Origin of the sequence: Kineobactrum sediminis (genome assembly GCF_002868715.1) — a bacterium.
Taxonomy (GTDB): Bacteria; Pseudomonadota; Gammaproteobacteria; order Pseudomonadales; family Halieaceae; genus Kineobactrum; species Kineobactrum sediminis.
In genome coordinates this window covers 122,931-141,548 of sequence record NZ_PKLZ01000011.1, presented here as the reverse complement: position 1 = coordinate 141,548, position 18,618 = coordinate 122,931, and the positions used below count along the sequence as shown (strand labels likewise).

Annotated in this window: 16 protein-coding genes; 14 read left to right on the top strand and 2 right to left on the bottom strand. The window is 57.3% G+C overall.

Features of this window, described 5'->3' with window-relative positions; genetic code table 11:
* The first annotated feature begins 63 nt into the window (after window positions 1-63).
* Complete coding sequence (gene fur, locus CWI75_RS14670) at window positions 64-486, top strand: ferric iron uptake transcriptional regulator (RefSeq protein ID WP_101522267.1); 423 nt, start codon at window positions 64-66, stop codon at window positions 484-486.
* Here fur and recN read toward each other — a convergent pair.
* A complete protein-coding gene (recN, locus tag CWI75_RS14665) occupies window positions 483-2,141 on the bottom strand; it encodes a DNA repair protein RecN (protein WP_101522266.1) in 1,659 nt (552 codons plus the stop codon). The genes fur and recN overlap by 4 nt on opposite strands.
* Before the next feature lie 131 nt (window positions 2,142-2,272).
* On the opposite strand from recN, the gene hrcA reads away from it, so the two are divergent.
* The 13 genes from hrcA to CWI75_RS14600 all read left to right on the top strand — a co-directional run bounded on the left by hrcA (window position 2,273) and on the right by CWI75_RS14600 (window position 17,739).
* Window positions 2,273-3,307: a heat-inducible transcriptional repressor HrcA gene (gene hrcA, locus CWI75_RS14660; RefSeq protein ID WP_101522265.1), complete on the top strand. Its 1,035-nt coding sequence runs from the start codon at window positions 2,273-2,275 to the stop codon at window positions 3,305-3,307.
* 138 nt (window positions 3,308-3,445) lie between these two features.
* Window positions 3,446-4,021: a nucleotide exchange factor GrpE gene (gene grpE, locus CWI75_RS14655; RefSeq protein WP_241521243.1), complete on the top strand. Its 576-nt coding sequence runs from the start codon at window positions 3,446-3,448 to the stop codon at window positions 4,019-4,021.
* Between the two features lie 132 nt (window positions 4,022-4,153).
* A complete protein-coding gene (gene dnaK, locus CWI75_RS14650) occupies window positions 4,154-6,088 on the top strand; it encodes a molecular chaperone DnaK (protein ID WP_101522263.1) in 1,935 nt (644 codons plus the stop codon).
* Between the two features lie 116 nt (window positions 6,089-6,204).
* A complete protein-coding gene (gene dnaJ, locus CWI75_RS14645; RefSeq protein ID WP_101522262.1) occupies window positions 6,205-7,335 on the top strand; it encodes a molecular chaperone DnaJ in 1,131 nt (376 codons plus the stop codon).
* Window positions 7,332-8,138 (top strand): 4-hydroxy-tetrahydrodipicolinate reductase, encoded by an 807-nt coding sequence (gene dapB / locus CWI75_RS14640; protein WP_101522261.1) that lies wholly within the window; start codon window positions 7,332-7,334, stop codon window positions 8,136-8,138. Before dnaJ ends, dapB begins: the two co-directional genes overlap by 4 nt.
* A gap of 36 nt (window positions 8,139-8,174) precedes the next feature.
* Entirely contained in the window at window positions 8,175-9,029 is an 855-nt protein-coding gene (gene trxA, locus CWI75_RS14635; RefSeq protein WP_101522260.1) for a thioredoxin, read from the top strand.
* A 195-nt stretch (window positions 9,030-9,224) separates the two neighbouring features.
* Complete coding sequence (locus CWI75_RS14630) at window positions 9,225-10,988, top strand: alkyl sulfatase dimerization domain-containing protein (protein ID WP_101522259.1); 1,764 nt, start codon at window positions 9,225-9,227, stop codon at window positions 10,986-10,988.
* 51 nt (window positions 10,989-11,039) lie between these two features.
* Window positions 11,040-12,218, top strand: coding sequence for an acyl-CoA dehydrogenase family protein (locus CWI75_RS14625; RefSeq protein WP_101522258.1), 1,179 nt, complete (start codon window positions 11,040-11,042; stop codon window positions 12,216-12,218).
* 24 nt (window positions 12,219-12,242) lie between these two features.
* On the top strand, window positions 12,243-13,382 hold the full coding sequence (locus CWI75_RS14620) for an acyl-CoA dehydrogenase family protein (protein ID WP_101522257.1): 1,140 nt from the start codon (window positions 12,243-12,245) through the stop codon (window positions 13,380-13,382).
* A 50-nt stretch (window positions 13,383-13,432) separates the two neighbouring features.
* On the top strand, window positions 13,433-14,473 hold the full coding sequence (locus CWI75_RS14615) for an LLM class F420-dependent oxidoreductase (RefSeq protein ID WP_101522256.1): 1,041 nt from the start codon (window positions 13,433-13,435) through the stop codon (window positions 14,471-14,473).
* A complete protein-coding gene (locus tag CWI75_RS14610) occupies window positions 14,473-15,264 on the top strand; it encodes an SDR family oxidoreductase (protein WP_101522255.1) in 792 nt (263 codons plus the stop codon). Before CWI75_RS14615 ends, CWI75_RS14610 begins: the two co-directional genes overlap by 1 nt.
* A 19-nt stretch (window positions 15,265-15,283) precedes the next feature.
* The gene (gene aceK, locus CWI75_RS14605; RefSeq protein ID WP_101522292.1) at window positions 15,284-17,032 is read left to right on the top strand and encodes a bifunctional isocitrate dehydrogenase kinase/phosphatase; all 1,749 of its coding nucleotides are present in this window, start codon (window positions 15,284-15,286) and stop codon (window positions 17,030-17,032) included.
* Window positions 17,032-17,739, top strand: coding sequence for a histidine phosphatase family protein (locus CWI75_RS14600; protein WP_101522254.1), 708 nt, complete (start codon window positions 17,032-17,034; stop codon window positions 17,737-17,739). The genes aceK and CWI75_RS14600 overlap by 1 nt, the downstream gene beginning before the upstream one ends.
* On the opposite strand, the gene CWI75_RS14595 is transcribed toward CWI75_RS14600, so the two are convergent.
* The gene (locus CWI75_RS14595) at window positions 17,726-18,601 is read right to left on the bottom strand and encodes an acyl-CoA thioesterase (RefSeq protein WP_101522253.1); all 876 of its coding nucleotides are present in this window, start codon (window positions 18,599-18,601) and stop codon (window positions 17,726-17,728) included. The genes CWI75_RS14600 and CWI75_RS14595 overlap by 14 nt on opposite strands.
* Window positions 18,602-18,618: the final 17 nt, after the last annotated feature.

Here is an 18,618-nt window from a genome sequence, read left to right as displayed (position 1 = left end):
TCCACTTCAGATAATGGGGTGGCATCATACCCTCCCTGCTCAGCACAGAGAAGCCCTCCCATCATGCCCCATGGAAATCAGGAACTACGTAAAGCAGGTCTCAAGGTCACACTCCCGCGTGTCAAGATTCTGGAAATACTCGAATCTACCGGAGAGAGCACCCAGCATTTGAGCGCGGAAGATGTTTATCGTGCGCTGCTGGACGCCGGTGAAGATGTCGGCCTGGCCACGGTGTACCGGGTACTAACCCAATTCGAGACCGCGGGCCTTGTCACCCGGCATAATTTCGAGACAGGCCACTCCGTGTTCGAGCTTGAGACAGGAGAGCACCACGATCATATGGTCTGTGTCTCCAGCGGCGAGGTGGTTGAGTTCAACGACCCGGTAATTGAGCGGCGGCAGCAGGAAATCGCCCTGGCACACGGTTTTGAAATCGTGGACCACTCATTGGTGCTTTATGTACGAAAACTGCCGGACCAGGACTAGGCCGCGGCGTCTTCCAGCATCTCCCGGGCATGAGCCAGTGATTGTTCGGTAATCTTCACCCCGCCCAGCATCCGCGCGATCTCCCGGGTACGCTCCTGTTCTTCAAGGGTATACATACGGGTAAAAGCCGCGTGTTTGTCGCTGGTTTTGGTCACCTGCAGGTGCTGGTGACCCTGCGCGGCCACCTGGGCCAGGTGGGTCACGCACAGGACCTGCGTATCCTTTGCCAGCGCGCGTAGCAGTCGCCCCACGACTTCTGCAACGGCTCCGCCGATACCCACATCCACTTCGTCAAAAACCATGCTGGGCAGGGTGCCGTCGCTGGCGGTCACCACCTGTATGGCCAGGCTGATGCGCGATAATTCGCCGCCAGAGGCGATCTTGGCCAGCGGTTGCGGTGGCGCGCCGGGGTTCGTGCTGATCAGGAATTCCACGTCTTCAGCGCCCTGTGGATGCGGCTCTGCCGTCTCCCGTGGAAGGAGGGCAATTTCAAAGCAGCACTCGCCCATGGCCAGGGTCTTCAGCACCTCGCCGGCTTTGGTAATCAACGATTTCGCTGCTTTGGTTCGCTTTTTACTGAGACTTGCGGCCTCTTCGGCGTAGTGCAGCGCTAAAGAGGCCAGCGTCTGCTCCAGCTCTCCAATGCGTTGGTCACCCTGCGCGAGCCCTTCCAGTTCAGCCTGCAGATCCGATGCCAGCTCCGGTAACTGGTGCGGTTTGATGCGGTGCTTGCGCGCGATATCGTGTATATGCTCAAGCCGTTTCTCAACGTCGGCAAGACGCTGCGGATCAATCTCTACGGAATCAATGTAGCGCTGTATTTCCGAGCGGGCTTCGTCCAGCTGGATGGAGGCGGACTCCAGTAATTCGCGAGCGTTATCGGCGGTCCTGGTGCTGTGGGCCTCGCCCTTTATCAGGTTCAGCGCCTGGCGCGCCCCACCAGCTTGCTGCTCGCAAATTTCCAGCGCCTGGTGGGCGCCACGGAGAATATCCTCGGCGTTGGCCAGTTGTTGCTGGTCCTGCTCCAGTTCATCGAGTTCCCCCGCTTGCAGGCTCAGTTGCTCGAGTTCATCGACCTGGTAGGCCAATAGCTGGGCGCGGGCTGTCTGCTCGTCCCTGGCACTGGTGAGCAGGGCCAGTTCACGCTTTGCCCGGAGCCAGTCGGAAGCGGTTTGCTCAAGACCACGGGCCAGGGTCTGGTGTCCGGCGAAGGTGTCCAGCATGTTGCGTTGAAATGCCTTGCGTAGCAGGGACTGGTGAGCGTGTTGGCTGTGAATGTCGATCAGCAGTTCCCCCAGCTCGCTGCAATCCTGCAAAGTGGAGGCGCTGCCATTGATGTAGGCGCGGCTGCGACCCTCACTGGTCACCACCCGTCTCAGCAGGCAGTCTTCGCCGCACAGCAGATCCCGCGTTCGCAGCCAGGCGGCGGCTGCGGGGTTGCCGGAAATATCAAAGCAGGCGGTGACTTCGGCGCGGTCGCTGCCGTGGCGTATCGCTTTGGGGTCGGCGCGGTCTCCCAGGCACAGGCCCAGGGCATCCAGCATAATGGACTTGCCCGCGCCCGTTTCGCCGGTAATGACAGTCATGCCATCGCGGAACTCCATGTCCAGTGTGTCGACAATGGTGTACTGGCTGATACTGATATGAGTGAGCATAAAAGGCCGGTGTCAGGTTTCCCCTGTTATACCGCAGAAAGGGTCTGGTATAAACATCCGCAGTGGTCCTCATTTTGTAATCCGCCCCGGCTGTGATACAAACCCGGTCAGATAACAGAAATCGGTAGTTTATGAGCTCGGCAGATTTGTCAGAACGCGCAAGCATCATCCTCAAAGCTCTCGTCGAGCGTCATATACGTGATGGTCAACCGGTGGGTTCGCGGACCCTGCTGGAGGAGGCGGGCTTGCCGGTCAGTGCCGCCACCATTCGTAACGTCATGTCGGATCTTGAGGAGCGCGGCTTTCTGCACTCCCCGCACAGGTCTGCGGGCAGGGTGCCTACGTCTCAGGGATACCGGCTGTTTGTGGATCGTCTCTTGCAGGTTGAATCGATTGATCAGGCCGCGGTCGCGACTTTGCGAGAGCAGCTCAATCCGGACAAGTCAGCCAGTGAGCTGGTGCAGTCCGCATCGTCGCTGCTGTCGATAATCACCGCCCAGGCGGGCCTGGTAACGGTGCCACGACCGGATACGCACCATCTGCGCCAGGTTGAATTTCTGCCGCTGTCCGGCAATCGTGTGCTGGTGATTCTTGTGGTTAACGAACGCGAAGTGCAAAACCGTATTATCCACACCCAGCGACCCTTTACCGAAGTCGAGTTGCGGGAAGCGGCGGCACTGGTCAACCTTCGCTTTGCCGGTCAGCCCCTGGCTAGCGTCCAGGGCCAGATACTTCGCGAGATGAAGGAGGCTCGCAGCCACATCGACAGTTATATGCAGGCCTCCCTGGATCTCGCCAGCAAGGCGCTGGACCAGGAGGAGAGCGAAGATGATTACCTGGTGGCGGGTGAGTCACGGCTGCTGGGCAATATCAGCCCGGAGGATCTGGGCAGGCTGCGTGAATTGTTCGATGCGTTTGAACGCAAGAAAGACCTGTTGCATCTTCTGGAGCGCTGTTCCCGAGCCCCGGGCGTACAGATTTTTATTGGCGATGAGGCGGGTTATGAGGTGCTTGGTGATTACAGCGTCATAACCGCCCCCTACACCAATGGCACTCGCATACTCGGTGTGCTTGGGGTGATCGGACCCACCCGCATGGCCTATGAGCGGGTGATTCCGGTGGTTGATATCACCGCCAGAATGCTGAGTTCCGCGCTGTCACACTGATCGCAACACAAATAACCTGCCTCCAGCACTTGAAAACCGGCACCACGTCCCTATATCTCCGGAAACGGTATGGTTCAGGCGGCCAGCGGGCCCCTGTCCGTCATTAATTCGGAATCGCCCTGTATATGGAGTGTAGACGTGGCCGACGAAGAGCAAAATACCCCTGAAAATGATCTGCCCGCAAGCGACGAGACCCTGGCTGCAAAGCCCACGGTCAAAACGGATGCAGACGCTGAAGAGCCTACAGCCGAGGAGCTTATGTTGAAGCTGGAAGAGGATCTTCTGGAAGCGCGGGATGCCGCCCTGCGCGCCCAGGCTGATGCCCAGAATGTGAAACGACGTGCCGAGCAGGACGTTGAGAAAGCGCGCAAGTTTGCGCTGGAATCCTTTTGCAAGGAGCTATTGCCCGTAGTCGATAACCTGGAGCGCGCACTGACGGTCACCGAGGGGCACGATGAGTCCGTGAAGCCAATCATAGAAGGGCTTGAGCTCACCCTGAAGAGCTTTTCCGATGCCCTGGGCAAGTTCCATATCGAAGTGGTAGACCCCCAGGGAGAGCCCTTCGACCCCAATTTACACCAGGCGATGAGCCTGGTTGAAAACCCCGAAGTAGAGCCCAATACAGTGATCGCCGTTATGCAGAAGGGATACACACTGCATTCCCGCCTGGTGCGTCCGGCGATGGTGATGGTAAGCAAAGCGCCGTCACAGTAGCAAATTAGCGGTTGGCCCCTTGAAATTTCCGGGCCAGCGCCAATATACAGAACATCATGAAAATTGCGATTGGCTGAGCCGATCCGAACAAATTGCGGTTGGCGCAGCCAATCCGAACAAGGAGATGAACATATGGGCAAGATAATCGGTATTGATCTGGGGACGACCAATTCCTGCGTCGCTATCCTGGAAGGTGGCAAGGCCAGGGTTATTGAGAATGCAGAAGGCGACCGGACCACGCCGTCCATTGTTGCCTACACCGACGATGGTGAAATCCTGGTTGGACAGAGCGCCAAGCGGCAGTCGGTCACCAACCCCCAGAATACGCTGCACGCTGTAAAACGTCTCATTGGGCGCAAGTTCAAGGATGACGTGGTCCAGAAAGATATCAAGATGGTCCCTTACAAGATCATCGAAGCCGATAACGGCGATGCCTGGGTGCAGGCCAAGGACGAAAAAATGGCGCCGCCGCAGGTGTCCGCAGAAGTGTTGCGTAAAATGAAGCGCACTGCCGAGGAGTTCCTCGGTGAGCCGGTGACCGAGGCCGTGATCACGGTGCCTGCTTACTTCAATGATTCCCAGCGCCAGGCGACCAAGGACGCCGGCCGGATCGCCGGGCTCGACGTGAAGCGCATTATCAACGAACCCACCGCTGCGGCACTCGCCTACGGTATGGATAAGGCCAAGGGCGATCGCACTATCGCGGTCTATGACCTTGGCGGCGGTACCTTCGATATATCCATTATTGAGATCGCGGAAGTGGACGGCGAGCACCAGTTCGAGGTGTTGTCGACCAATGGTGACACGTTCCTCGGCGGTGAAGATTTTGACCTGCGCCTGATCGAATACCTGGCAGCAGAGTTCAAGAAGGAAAGTGGTATTGACCTGCACAGTGATCCCCTCGCCCTGCAGCGGCTGAGGGAAGCGGCAGAAAAGGCAAAGATTGAGCTGTCCACCGCTCAGCAGACCGAAGTCAACCTGCCCTACATTACCGCCGATGCGGCCGGTCCCAAGCACCTCGCCGTCAAGCTGTCGCGCTCCAAGCTGGAATCACTGGTTGAGGAGCTGGTCAAGCGCTCCATGGAGCCGGTCAAAGTCGCGCTGCAGGATGCTGGCCTGAGCCCGAGCGAAATCAATGATGTGATTCTGGTCGGTGGCCAGACCCGTATGCCGATGGTACAGAAGGCTGTCGCTGATTTCTTCGGTAAAGAGCCGCGCAAGGACGTGAACCCCGACGAAGCAGTGGCTATGGGTGCTGCCATCCAGGGCGCCGTACTGTCGGGTGATGTCAAGGACGTTCTGCTGCTGGACGTGACCCCACTGACCCTGGGTATTGAGACCATGGGTGGGGTGGCAACGCCGCTGATTGAGAAGAACACCACGATCCCGACCAAGAAGTCGCAAACGTTCTCTACAGCGGACGATAACCAGACTGCGGTGACCATCCACGTCGTCCAGGGTGAACGCAAACAGGCGGCACAGAACAAGTCCCTGGGTCGTTTTGATCTCGCGGATTTGCCGCCGGCACCGCGCGGTACACCGCAAATTGAAGTAACATTCGACCTGGACGCCAATGGCATACTCAATGTATCGGCCAAGGACAAGGCAACCGGCAAGGAGCAGTCCATCCGCATTACAGCATCGGGTGGCCTGAACGAGGAAGAAATCGAGAAAATGATTTCGGATGCCGAGGCAAACGCGGATGCCGATGCCCGTTTTGAGGAAGTGGTTTCTGCTCGTAACACCTGTGATGGCCTGATCCACGCGTCACGCAAAACGCTGGAAGAAGCCGGTGACAACGCGACTGAAGATGAAAAAGCCGCTATTGAAGCCGCGATCACCGCCGCCGAGGAAGCAGTGAAAGAGGGCGATAAGGAGGCTATTGACGCAGCGGCAGCCAAGCTGACCGAAGCCACCGGCCCGGTAGCACAAAAGATGTACGCGGCCCAGGCCGGTGCAGCTGAAGGTGCGGCGGGTGAAGCCGGCGGTGCGGGTGAGCAGGGCAGCGCTCAGGGCGACGATGTGGTCGACGCCGAATTTGAAGAAGTGAACGATGACAAGAAGTAAGCAGTAGCGCTTCTGTCAATCGGGGCGGTCTGCCGCCCCGGATACCAATCTTGACCACGCGGGACATACGAGCCCGCGTAGTCATTTGCAAGGGTGCGGTTTAACGCCAGCTAGCTATGTCAAAACGTGATTATTATGAAGTACTCGGGGTCGATAACGCGGCAGACGAGAAAGATATAAAGAAAGCTTATCGTCGGGTGGCCATGAAATATCACCCGGACCGTAATCCGGATGATCCGGATTCGGACGACAAGTTCAAGGAAGCCACCGAAGCCTACGATGTGCTGATGGACAGCGAGAAGCGCGCTGCCTACGACCGTTTTGGTCACGCCGGCGTAGACCAGAACATGGGCGGTGGCGCCGGTTTTGGTGGCGGCAGCTTCAGCGATATTTTCGGCGATGTGTTCGGCGATATTTTTGGTGGTGGCGGCGGTCGTGGGCGCGGTGGCCCCCAGCGTGGCTCCGATTTGCGCTATACCCTTGATATTTCGCTGGAAGACGCCGTCAAAGGCGCCACCGTAGAGATCAAGATTCCCACACTGGTCTCGTGTGAGGAGTGCGACGGCTCCGGGGCTCGCAAGGGCAGTTCACCGGTGACCTGCTCTACCTGTGCCGGCATGGGCCAGGTCCGTATGCAGCAGGGATTCTTCCAGGTTCAGCAGGCCTGTCCCACCTGTCGTGGTCGCGGCAAAACCATTTCCGATCCGTGTAAAAAATGCCATGGCCAGGGTCGGGTGGAAAAAAGCAAGACGCTGTCGGTCAAAGTGCCTCCCGGCGTTGATACTGGCGATCGCATTCGCCTGTCCGGTGAGGGCGAAGCAGGCCCGGATGGGGGGCCGCCCGGCGACTTGTTCGTACAGATGTCAGTGCGCCAGCACCCCATTTTTGAGCGCGACGGCAAGGATCTTTACTGCGAAGTACCCATTACGTTTGTGGATGCAGCCATTGGTGGGGAGCTTGAAGTACCCACTCTGGATGGCCGGGTCAAGCTGAAAATTCCGCCGGAAACCCAGACGGGCAAGCTGTTCCGCTTGCGCGGCAAGGGGGTCAAGCCGGTACGTGGCGGGGCAGTAGGTGACCTTTTGTGTCGCGCCGTGGTAGAGACGCCGGTCCACCTCAGCAAGAAACAGAAAGAGCTTCTGCGCGAATTCCAGGAAAGCCTTGGTCAGGGCGGCCACGCGCAATCGCCGCGCCAGAATAGCTGGTTCGAGGGCGTGAAGAACTTTTTTGATGACATGAAGATATGACCATTCGCATTGGCGTCACCGGTGCGGCCGGTCGCATGGGGCGGACCCTGATAGAAAGCATTGTCCAGGCGGGTGCGCCGCTCCAGCTTGCCGCGGCTATCGAACAGCCGGACAGCAGCCTGGTGGGTGCCGATGCCGGGGAGCTGGCCGGCCTGGGTAAAATGGGTGTCCTGATTGCCGGTGACCTGGCCGACGTGATAGAGCAGATTGATGTGCTGATTGACTTCACAGTGCCTGCTGCCACCCTCGCCAATGTGGCGCTTTGTGCCCGTCACGGCAAGGCAGTGGTAGTCGGTACGACCGGCTTTACGCCCGAGCAGGAACGGGAGATTGACAGCGCCGCACAGCAGGTTCCGCTATGCAAGGCGTCAAATTTCAGTACGGGTGTCAATTTGTGCTTCAAGTTACTCGATATGGCGGCCCGCGTTCTTGGCGACGAGGTGGACATTGAAATTGTAGAGGCTCACCACCGGCATAAAGTGGATGCGCCCTCCGGTACCGCTCTGTCAATGGGCGGTGTGGTGGCAAATGCTCTCGGTCGCGATCTGGCCGAAGTGGCCGTTTACGGTCGGGAGGGCCAGACCGGCCCCCGTGACCGCGATACCATCGGCTTCGCCACGGTGCGTGCCGGCGATATTGTAGGCGATCATACCGTTATCTTTGCCGCTGAGGGTGAGCGGGTGGAAATCACCCATAAAGCGTCCAGTCGCATGTCGTTTGCCCGGGGGGCCGTGCGCGCCGCCGGTTGGCTGTTTGAACGTTCTCCGGGCCGCTATGACATGCAAGATGTACTGGGTCTGTAGTAGCGCACTCTGTAATACGACCAAAAGGAGTATCCGGTGAACCAGTTTATAGTTGATATTGACGAGACCAACGCGGCGCAGTTGTTGATTGAAGAATCACACCAGCGCCCGGTGTTGGTGGATTTCTGGGCTGACTGGTGCGAGCCCTGCAAGACACTGATGCCATTGCTGGAAAAACTCGCCAATGAGTATAGCGGGGCTTTTTTGCTGGCAAGGGTCAATGCCGATGCACAGCCATCGATTACCCAGCAGTTTGGTGTGCGCAGCCTGCCAACGTTGATGATTGTGCAGGGCGGACAGCCAGTGGATGGACTTGTGGGTGCCCAGAGTGAGGCTCAGCTGCGCGAGTTGCTGGAGAAATATCTTCCCAAGCCCTGGGATGCGTTGCTGATGCAGGGTCAGGCGCTGATGGCGGAGGGTGATTTCCGCGCTGCCCTGACACCGCTCCGGCAAGCGTTCGAGGACTCCGGCCAGCGCCATGATATTACCCTCGCTTATGCCCATGCACTTATTGAAAATAATCGTTTTGACGATGCCGAGACAGTGTTGGGTACGGTACTGATGACCAACCAGGACGCCCATTGGGAGCAACTGGTGGCACAGCTGAAATTAAAACGTGAAGCATCGCGATCCCCTGAAATAGAGGCCCTGGAGCAGCTTCTGGAGGCCGAGCCCGACAATCACGATGTGCGCACGCAGTTGGCGATCCAATATACCGAGGCGGGCTATTTCCGGGAGGCGCTGGAGCACCTGATTACGGTGCTGCGCCAGGATGTGAATCACGCCGACGGCGCAACCAAGCGCACGTTCCTCAACACCATTGCCAGTCTTGGCAAGGGTGACCCGTTGGCGGCTGAATATCAACGCAAGCTCTACAGTCTCCTGTACTGATCGCGACTTTTCGACCTCGCTAGCTGCCGCGATGGTTCGCGCCGCGGTTTCCCCAGTCAGTCACCGATAATCATCCGTTACCCGGCGCGACATTTGCGTCGGGTTCTTGTTTTGCGTGGTCGGAATCGCTATGGTACATGCCCTGGTGATGAAAAACATACCCTCGGGTCAAAACCTGTAGGAGTGAGGCGGACTATGGAAACACTTAAACAACTTGCGGGTATCTTGCTCAGTGCATGCGCACTGATCGCCGCAGGTTGTGGCGATTCCGGAACGCCGGCACCACAGCGGAATCCGGAACCCGGCAGCGCTGCCCTGGAAGCCCATTCGCAGGAGTTCCGGCGGGATATTATTGAGGTCGTGCCGGGCGTTCATGTTGCGATTGGATACGCGCTGGCCAACGTGATTTTAATTGAGGGGGACGGTGGCAACATTATTGTCGACACGACGGAGTCCCTGGCGACGGCACAAGAGGTTCGCCGTGCTTTTGACCAGATTACCGACAAGCCGGTAGCGGCCATCATCTATACGCATAATCACACGGATCATATTTTTGGTGCCGCAGCTTTTACCGATGGCCGCACGGTGCCGGTCTATGCTCATGACACCACCTGGTCGCACATCGAGAGGATCATCGCGGTGTTATCGCCGGTGATTGAATCCCGGTCCCACCACATGTTTGGCAATTACCTGGCAGCCGGTGGTGAAGCCGTTGTAAACGACGGCATTGGCCCGTTTCTGGCGCACACGCCGAGAGACGATTCGGGCATCTATGGGCTGTTGCGACCAACCCACACGTTCAGCGACAAGCTGGAGGTGACTATCGAGGGTCGCAGGCTGGAGCTCATACACGCGCCCGGTGAGACCGACGACCAGCTCCTGGTATGGCTGCCCGAAGAGCGGGTGCTATTGCCGGGAGATAATATCTACAAAGCCTTTCCCAACCTCTATACGATTCGCGGTACTCGTTACCGGGATGTCATGCAGTGGTCGCGGACCGTACGCGATATGCGTGAACTGGGCGCGGAACACCTGATTCCGAGCCATACCCGGCCTTTATCCGGTGCGGAGGCAATAGACGATCTCCTGCTCGCCTACAGTGACGCGATTCAGTTTGTGCACGACCAGACTGTGCGTGGGATGAATCTCGGTCACGATGCATTGACCCTGGCGGACACCATACAGCTGCCGCCGTCACTCGCCGCGCATCCCTGGTTACAACCCTTTTACGGCACGGTGGCCTGGTCCGTGCGTTCAATTTATAGCGGTTATCTCGGCTGGTACGACGGTAATAGCAGCACCCTGTTTCCTACACCGACAGCCGAGCGCGCCCGTCGCCTGGTTGAACTCGCCGGCGGCATAGACAACGTTGTCAGCGAGGCCGCAACAGTATTGGCCACAGACCCGCAGTGGGCCGCCGAATTGGCAGACCTGGCGCTGGCCGCCGGCTCCGGGCCGCTTCCTGCCGCAACTGAACTGAAAGCAGCCGCATTGCGTACTCTTGCCAGTGACACAGCAAATCCCAATGCCCGTAACTGGTACCTGACGGATGCGCTGGAACTGGAGGGGCGGATTGCCGTGGCGCCCGCTCCACTGAGCGATGAGCGCGTCGAGTTCGCGAAAGTATTTCCGGTAGAGGGAATCATCAAGACCATGGCCGTCAACCTGGACCCGGCGCGTAGTGCCGGGGTGGATCAGCGGGTGGTTTTTGTTTTCCCCGACCAGGATGCGAATTATGAGATTCATGTGCGTAATCAGGTCGCCGCGAGTCGCCGATTGCCGACAGGCTGGCAAGATGATGGCCTGGTTGTCACCGTGAATGCGGCGGATTGGCTGGAGCTGGTAAGTGGTCAGCGGGGCTTTCCGCTGGCGCTGGCAGATGGCACGGTACAGGTAGCCGGAGGGCTTGCCGATACCGGTAAAGTGCTGCGTTTTCTGGCATTGTTTAAACAGGATTAACGTCAACATTGGGCCCATGGCCCCGTAACCCACAGCTGAAGAGGTATTATCGTGGATACTAAGTTTGCTCCGGAAGATCTCGCGTTTCGTGAGGAAGTTCGCGCATTTTTTGATGAGGCGTACGACGAGGAACTGCAGAGCCGATTCAAGGACCTGACGACTTTCAAGGACGCCGTTATTGAGTGGCAGAAGCGTCTGTACAAGAAGGGCTGGATCGCACCGGGCTGGCCGAAAGAATACGGTGGGACCGGCTGGAACGCCACGCAGAAATTCATCTATGAAACCGAGCGCAGCGCGGCGGGTGTCCGGGACGTTATTCCTTTTGGCCTCAACATGGTGGGCCCGGTTATTTACAGCTTTGGAACCGAGGAACAAAAAGAGCGCTTCTTGCCCCGGATACTCAGTAGTGACGACTGGTGGTGCCAGGGGTACTCCGAAACAGGCGCAGGCTCCGATCTCGCGTCTCTCAAAACCAGGGCAGTACGTGAGGGTGACGAGTACGTAGTAAGCGGGGCCAAGATCTGGACCAGCTATGCCCAGTACGCCGACTGGATCTTCTGTCTGGTGCGCACCAACAGCGAAGGCAAGAAGCAGGACGGCATCAGTTTTTTGCTGATCGACATGCACTCGCCCGGCATCAAGGTTAATCCCATCGTATCGATCGACAATCACCACAGCCTGAACGAAGTTGAGTTCAACGACGTGCGGGTGCCGGTAGCCAACCTGATCGGCGAGCAGGACAAGGGCTGGACCTATGCCAAGGCGCTGTTGGCCCATGAGCGTACCGCCATTGCTGGTGTGCCCGACAGCAAGCGCAGCCTGACAGAAATCCGTAGTTTTGCCGCCCGGGAAGTGAATGGTGGCAAGTCGCTGTTGAGCGACCCCCTGTTCCAGAAGCGTCTATCGGATATCGAAATTGAACTGATGGCGCTGGAGTTTACCGAATTGCGAGTGCTTGCCTCAGTGGCTTCCGGGGGTGCGCCGGGTGCGGAATCGTCCCTGCTGAAGATCAAGGGCACGGAAATGCAGCAGGCCGTACAGGAGCTGCGTATGGATTTGGCCGCCTACTACCAGGGTGTGCTGCCGAATGAGCTGAGCGCAGAGCAACTGGGTCACGAGTTCGGCTCTCAAGCACGCCAGACCTACATGTACGGCAGGGCATCCACAATTTATGGTGGTTCCAATGAAGTACAGAAAAACATTATCGCCAAGGCAGTACTGGGCCTGTAATTCCGAATTGACGAGGTAGTCGCAATGAACTTTGATTTTACTGAAGAACAGGGAATGCTCCGGGATAGCGTCGCCCGCTACATCCAGGACAGTTATGATTTTGACACCCGGCGCTCGATCGCCGCATCGCCCGAAGGCATGAGCCACGAGCATTGGCAGACCTTTGCCGAACTGGGTTGGTTATCTGTGCCTTTTGCCGAAGAACATGGTGGTTTTGGTGGCAGCCCGGTAGACATCATGCTGGTGATGGAAGAGCTGGGCAAGGGCATCGTGCTCGAGCCCTACCTGGCTACTGTTGTGTTGTTTGGTGGTCTTCTGGAGCGCGGCGGCAGTGCCGCCCAGCAGGCTGAGCTTATTCCACGTATCATTGAGGGCAGTTGCCAGGGCGCATTCGCCTACCTGGAGCGGCAGAGCCGTCACGAGCTCGCGGACATTACCACGACCGCAAAAGCGCAGGGCGACGGCTATCAGATCAATGGCGAAAAAGTGGTGGTGTTCAATGGCGCCAACGCCGATTACGTGATCGTATCCGCCCGGACCTCCGGGGAGCAGAGCGCAACGGACGGTATTACCCTGTTATTGGTGCCGACCGACGCGGCGGGTGTTGAAAGGGTCAGTTATCGTCTTATGGACGGCCAGGTCGTATCCAATATCGTGTTCAATAATGTTGAAGTACCCGCAGAAAGTGTCATCGGTGCGGAAAATGGCGGCTACACCCTGATTAACGGTGTGGTGACCATCGCCACTATCGCGCTTGCCGCAGAAGCGCTGGGGATCATGGGCCAGCTCAACGCCAAAACACTGGAGTACACCAAAACCCGCAAACAGTTTGGCGTTGCCATCGGCAGCTTTCAGGCGCTTCAGCACCGCATGGTCGATACCTTCATGGCCTACGAACAAACCAAGTCGCTGCTCTATCGTGCAGTATGTGAGCTGGATGGTCAGGGCGATGATATTGCCGCCTGCATCCATGCGCTCAAAGTCATGGTCGACCGTTCCGGCAGGTTGATATTCGGCGAGGCCATTCAGCTGCATGGTGGTATGGGTATTACTGACGAGCTTGATATCGGCCATTACGCAAAACGCCTGATGATGATCAATACGACATTTGGTGATGGCGATTATCATCAAGCACAATTCAATCAGTTGCGGTACGCTGGTTAACGGAATTTTCCAGATAACCGGGCCTTGCAAACTGGCCCATGGAGCATGTTATGAAACTCGGAATTTTGCTGGGCTACTCGGGCAAGCACATTCACATACCCATGGAGCTTATCCAGCGGGCCGAGTCCATGGGGTATGACTCGGTGTGGACTGCAGAGGCCTATGGTAATGATGCCGTAACCGCTGCCAGCTGGGTGCTGGCACAGACCAAGAAGATCAGGGTGGGCACGGCGATCATGCAGATGCCGGCCCGCACCCCTGCCATGTGCGCAATGACCGCCATGTCCCTGGATCAGCTGTCCGGAGGGCGCTTTATTACCGGCCTGGGGGCTTCCGGTCCGCAAGTGGTTGAGGGCTGGCACGGGGTGCCTTACGGCAAGCCGGTAACCCGCACCCGGGAATACATCCAGATCATGCGCAAAATCATGGCCCGGGAAGGACCGGTAGAGTTTGATGGTGTTGAGTACCAGCTGCCCAACAAGGGGCCTGGCACTACTGGCCTTGGCAAGCCTTTAAAATCCATTCTGGAAGGTAACCCGAATATCCCGATCTACACTGCATCCATTACCCCTGCGGGTTTACGCTGCGCAGGAGAAGTGGCCGATGGAGTGTTCCCGGTCTGGATGGACCCGAACAAATTCAGCATTCTGGGAGATCACCTCCAGGCCGGCTTTGACAAGGCAGGTGGTGGCAAAAGCCTGGCGAATTTTGATGTCGCGCCCTTTGTGTCAGTGGCGATGAACGACGACCTTGATGCGGCTTACGATTCCTTGCGTCCCTGGTTGGCACTGTACATAGGCGGCATGGGCGCCAAGGGCAAGAACTTCTACAACGATTACGCTACTCGCGCAGGTTACGGTGAAGTGGCGGACCGTATCCAGGACCTGTATCTCTCCGGCAAAAAGGCCGAAGCCGAAGCACTGGTGCCCAACCAGTTACTGGATGAGGTGGCGCTGGTGGGTCCCAGGGGCCGCATTGTGGAACAGTTGTCCAGCTGGAAAGCAGCGGGCCAGCGCGGCGAGGTGGGCACCATGCTGTTGGGTGTGCACGACCCGGAGGTGCTTGAGTTGTTTGCCGAGGAACTGCTGTAATGGTGGTATCCGGAAAAATCGTCATTGTCACCGGCGGTGGCAATGGCATTGGCAAGGCTCTGTGCGAGCGGTTTCACCGCGAAGGTGCACAGAAAATCATTGTGGCAGATCGTGAAGAGGACAGCGCCCAGGCGGTAGCCGATACCGTTGCGGGGGATGCTTTTGCGGTAGATGTACGCGACGAAGCGGCGATCAAGGCCATGGTTGATGCCGTTGAAGACCGCTATGGCCGTATTGACCTGTTTTGCAGCAACGCCGGGATCATTGCCGGAGACGGCGAACCCTGGTGGGTAACCTCGGCGTCTAACGAAACCTGGCAGGCCATGTGGGAAATTCATGTCATGGCGCATGTATTTGCGGTCCGGGCTTGCCTGCCGGGTATGCTGGAGAGAGGTGAGGGCTATTTCCTGAATACGGTATCGGCGGCGGGTCTGCTCAACCAGATTGGTGACGCAGCCTATTCTACCACCAAGCATGCGGCACTCGGCTTTGCCGAGGCACTGTCCATCACTCACGGTGACGACGGAATAAAGGTATCCGCGCTGTGTCCCCAGGCCGTGGCAACACGCATGATCGGCAGTGTTGAAAGCGGTGGTTCGGCCGGAGTTGACGGCATACTTACGGCGGAACAGGTGGCCGATGCGGTGATAACCGGACTGGCGGATGAGCGCTTCCTGATTTTGCCGCATGCCGAAGTTGCGCAGTATCGCGCGCACAAAGCGGCGGATTATGATCGCTGGCTCGGCGGTATGCGCAAGCTGCGGCGTCGGTTCGGTAATCCCGACTTGTGAATTGCGTGAATCAATGGCGATGAGTAAAGAACAGCAGGAACGTTTTGCGCGCACCATCCTCAACGGTTTTGAGTCGTACTTTGCCGAATTCCAGAATATTACCCTGGCTGCCCGTTCGCGGTTTGAATCCCAGGACTGGCTGGGTATGCACGAAGCCGCTATTCAGCGCATTGACCTGTATAAAGCGGCGACTACACGCGTTTTACAGTACGTTGAATTGATCGCGGGCAGCCAGCTGCACGACTATCATTTCTGGTGTGGTGCCCGGGAGATTTATGCGGATCTTATCAGGGGTCACAATAACTTCGAGATAGCCGAAACATTCTTTAACTCGGTTTACTGCGCTGTGTTCAAGCATCGCAAGATTCGCGATGAATACGCGTTTGTATTCTCGCCACAAGGTGATATGCCGGCACCTGACGTAAGCAAAGTGTATCGCGTGTATCCGCTTGACGGTGACTTACAGACACCGTTGCGCAAGCTGCTTGAAGACTACCGTTTTAACCTGCCTTATGAGGATGTTGACCGGGATATCGCCAATATCATTGAAGTTATTGGTAGCTATCTGGCGCCCCGTTTCAATATGAGGCGAGAAGGCATGGAGTTTCAGGCCCTGGAACACCACTTTTTCCGTAACAAGGGAGCTTATATCGTCGGCAGAATTGTCTCCGGCCCTGATTCCATGCCCTTCGTGTTGCCGATTCTACATACCGAAAACGGTGAGGTGTACGTTGACACCATCCTCTTTGGCGCCGATAAGGTTAGTGTGGTATTCAGTTTTACCCGTGCCTACTTCATGGTCGACGCCAGCATTCCATCCCAGTATGTGCTGTTCCTGCAACAGTTGATGCCAGCCAAGCCGATTTCCGAGATCTACAGCTCGATGGGCTACAACAAGCACGGTAAAACCTATTATTACCGCTGCGCCCACCGGCATATGACCAACACCACAGACCAGTTCATTATTGCCCCGGGCATCAAGGGTATGGTCATGAGCGTGTTCACCATGCCCTCCTATGACTTCGTTTTCAAGATCATCAAAGACAAGTTCACGCCGCCCAAGGAGATGACCAGGGAGCAGGTGAAAGAGAAATACCGACTGGTAAAGCGCTGGGACCGGGCCGGTCGTATGGCCGACACCCAGGAATTTACCAACCTCGCCTTTGCCAGGGAGCGGTTTTCTGAGGAATTGATAGCGGAATTGCACAAGGTCGCGCCGTCGCTGATTGAGGAGCACGGCAAGGCCCTGGTTATCAAGCACGTCTACGTGGAACGGCGTATGACGCCCCTTAACCTGTATCTGCAGGATGCCACGGACCAGCAGGTTGCAGCGGTAATGGACGAGTACGGTAATGCTATCAAGCAGCTGGCGTCGGCCAATATTTTCCCCGGCGATATGTTGTTGAAAAATTTTGGCGTGACCAGGCACGGTCGTGTGGTGTTCTACGATTACGATGAAATCGTACCGTTGATGGATTGCAATTTTCGGCAGATACCGCCACCGCGGGACGAGGCCGAGGAAATGGCCAGCCAGCCCTGGTACACTGTCGGCCCCAACGATATTTTCCCCGAGGAATTCCGGCTGTTTTTCTCCGGTAACCAGCGTGCGCGCAAAGTATTCGACGCGGTGCACAGTGACATCTACGAAGTCTCATTCTGGCGGGGTTTGCAGGAGAGGATTCGACAGGGATATGTAGAGGACTTTTTTCCATATCGGCGTAAATTACGGTTCAACCGTACTCGAAAGAAGCAATTGGCAGGTGTGTAATGGCAACAATTTATTTAATCCGGCACGGTCAGGCGTCTTTTGGCGCGGAGGACTACGACAAGCTTTCGGAGCTCGGGTGTCGCCAGGCAGAGGTGCTGGGACATTACCTGCGCGATCATGGTATCAGGCTGGATGCAGCCTACAGCGGTGACCTCCTGCGGCAGCGGGAAACCACGGCACTGGCACTGGCCAGTCAGCCGGGTGAAGTGCCGCATCATATTGATCCGCGCTTCAATGAAGTTCGCAATGATGAGCAGGTGCGCCATCTGGTACCAGTGGTCGCACAAAATAACCCCCATATCCAGACTCTTGTGGATAAAGGCCTGAGCTCCAGTAAGGATTACCAAAAGGTGATTGAGGCGGTATTCAATCACTGGGTTTCACCCGTTTGTGACGAGCCACGTATCCAGAGCTGGACCGACTATTCGTCCGGGGTATGCGAGGCACTCGCCGCGGTAATGGCTGCGGAAGGCTCGGGAAAAACAGTCGGTATTTTTACCTCGGGCGGGACCATCGCCACTGTTGTCGCTCATGTGCTGGGGTTAGGCGGTGAGCATGCCTACAAGTTCTATGAACCCATTTTCAATTGCTCCATCACCCAGTTATTCTATAGCGGCGACAAAGTTTCCCTGTCATTCTTTAATGATCGCTCCTTCCTGCAGGTACTGGGCGGTCAGGGCGGAGAGGAGCTGGTCAGCTATCGCTGACCTTTTTCTTGACCCGCAGTAGCGATTCCTGGGCAACCGAGGCCACCAGTACGCCTTGCCGGTTGTAGAAACCGCCGCGACTCAGGCCACGCCCACCGGAACTGCTGGGGCTGTCCATGGCGTAGAGCAGGTACTCGTCAACGCGCACGGGACGATGCAACCACAGGGCATGGTCCAGACTCGCGACCTGCAGCTCCGGACTCATGCCAGTGTACGGATGCGGTAGCAGCGCAGCGCCGAGCAGAGCGAAATCAGAGATAAACGCCAGCAGGGTCTGGTGCCTGACCGGGTCATCGCCGATGGTAGCGGCAGGATCCAGGACTCTGAACCACATGCTCTGTTCGGGCTCCTGAGGCTGGGGGTTGAGGTAATCGCGACGCTTTACCGGACGTCGTTCAATCGTCTGCATCATGGGAGCCGAGAATCGGTCGGGGTAGCGTTCGGCCATTTCGGTCCAGAACTCGAAGTCAGTCGACAACTCCTCCGGTGGTGGAACATCGGGCATGCCGAACTGGTGGCTCAGCCCTGATTCCTCGGTCTGAAAAGAGATCGAGGTGCTGAAAATGGGGACGCCGTCTTGCTTGGCAATCACCCGGCGGGTGGTAAAGCTGCCGCCGTCGCGTATCGGGTCTACCTCGTAAACAATCTGTTTGGTCGGATTACCAGGGCGCAGAAAATACCCGTGCATGGAATGTGCAGAGCGCGTGCTGTCAACTGTGCGGCTGGCGGCATTCAGTGATTGTGCCAGCACCTGTCCGCCAAATACGCGGGGAGGGAACTTGGGGCTCTTGCCCACAAACAGGTACTTATCGATGCGTTGCACTTCAAGCAGCGACAGTAATTTTTCGAGTTTTTCGACCATGGGTATCTCCGTTACTC

Excerpts from the sequence above, each read along its gene's own strand:
- fur (WP_101522267.1), top strand. The coding sequence starts at position 64 with ATGCCCCATGGAAATCAGGAACTACGTAAAGCAGGTCTCAAGGTCACA.
- recN (WP_101522266.1), bottom strand. The coding sequence starts at position 2,141 with ATGCTCACTCATATCAGTATCAGCCAGTACACCATTGTCGACACACTG.
- hrcA (WP_101522265.1), top strand. The coding sequence starts at position 2,273 with ATGAGCTCGGCAGATTTGTCAGAACGCGCAAGCATCATCCTCAAAGCT.
- dnaK (WP_101522263.1), top strand. The coding sequence starts at position 4,154 with ATGGGCAAGATAATCGGTATTGATCTGGGGACGACCAATTCCTGCGTC.
- dnaJ (WP_101522262.1), top strand. The coding sequence starts at position 6,205 with ATGTCAAAACGTGATTATTATGAAGTACTCGGGGTCGATAACGCGGCA.
- dapB (WP_101522261.1), top strand. The coding sequence starts at position 7,332 with ATGACCATTCGCATTGGCGTCACCGGTGCGGCCGGTCGCATGGGGCGG.
- CWI75_RS14630 (WP_101522259.1), top strand. The coding sequence starts at position 9,225 with ATGGAAACACTTAAACAACTTGCGGGTATCTTGCTCAGTGCATGCGCA.
- CWI75_RS14620 (WP_101522257.1), top strand. The coding sequence starts at position 12,243 with ATGAACTTTGATTTTACTGAAGAACAGGGAATGCTCCGGGATAGCGTC.
- CWI75_RS14615 (WP_101522256.1), top strand. The coding sequence starts at position 13,433 with ATGAAACTCGGAATTTTGCTGGGCTACTCGGGCAAGCACATTCACATA.
- CWI75_RS14610 (WP_101522255.1), top strand. The coding sequence starts at position 14,473 with ATGGTGGTATCCGGAAAAATCGTCATTGTCACCGGCGGTGGCAATGGC.
- aceK (WP_101522292.1), top strand. The coding sequence starts at position 15,284 with ATGAGTAAAGAACAGCAGGAACGTTTTGCGCGCACCATCCTCAACGGT.
- CWI75_RS14600 (WP_101522254.1), top strand. The coding sequence starts at position 17,032 with ATGGCAACAATTTATTTAATCCGGCACGGTCAGGCGTCTTTTGGCGCG.
- CWI75_RS14595 (WP_101522253.1), bottom strand. The coding sequence starts at position 18,601 with ATGGTCGAAAAACTCGAAAAATTACTGTCGCTGCTTGAAGTGCAACGC.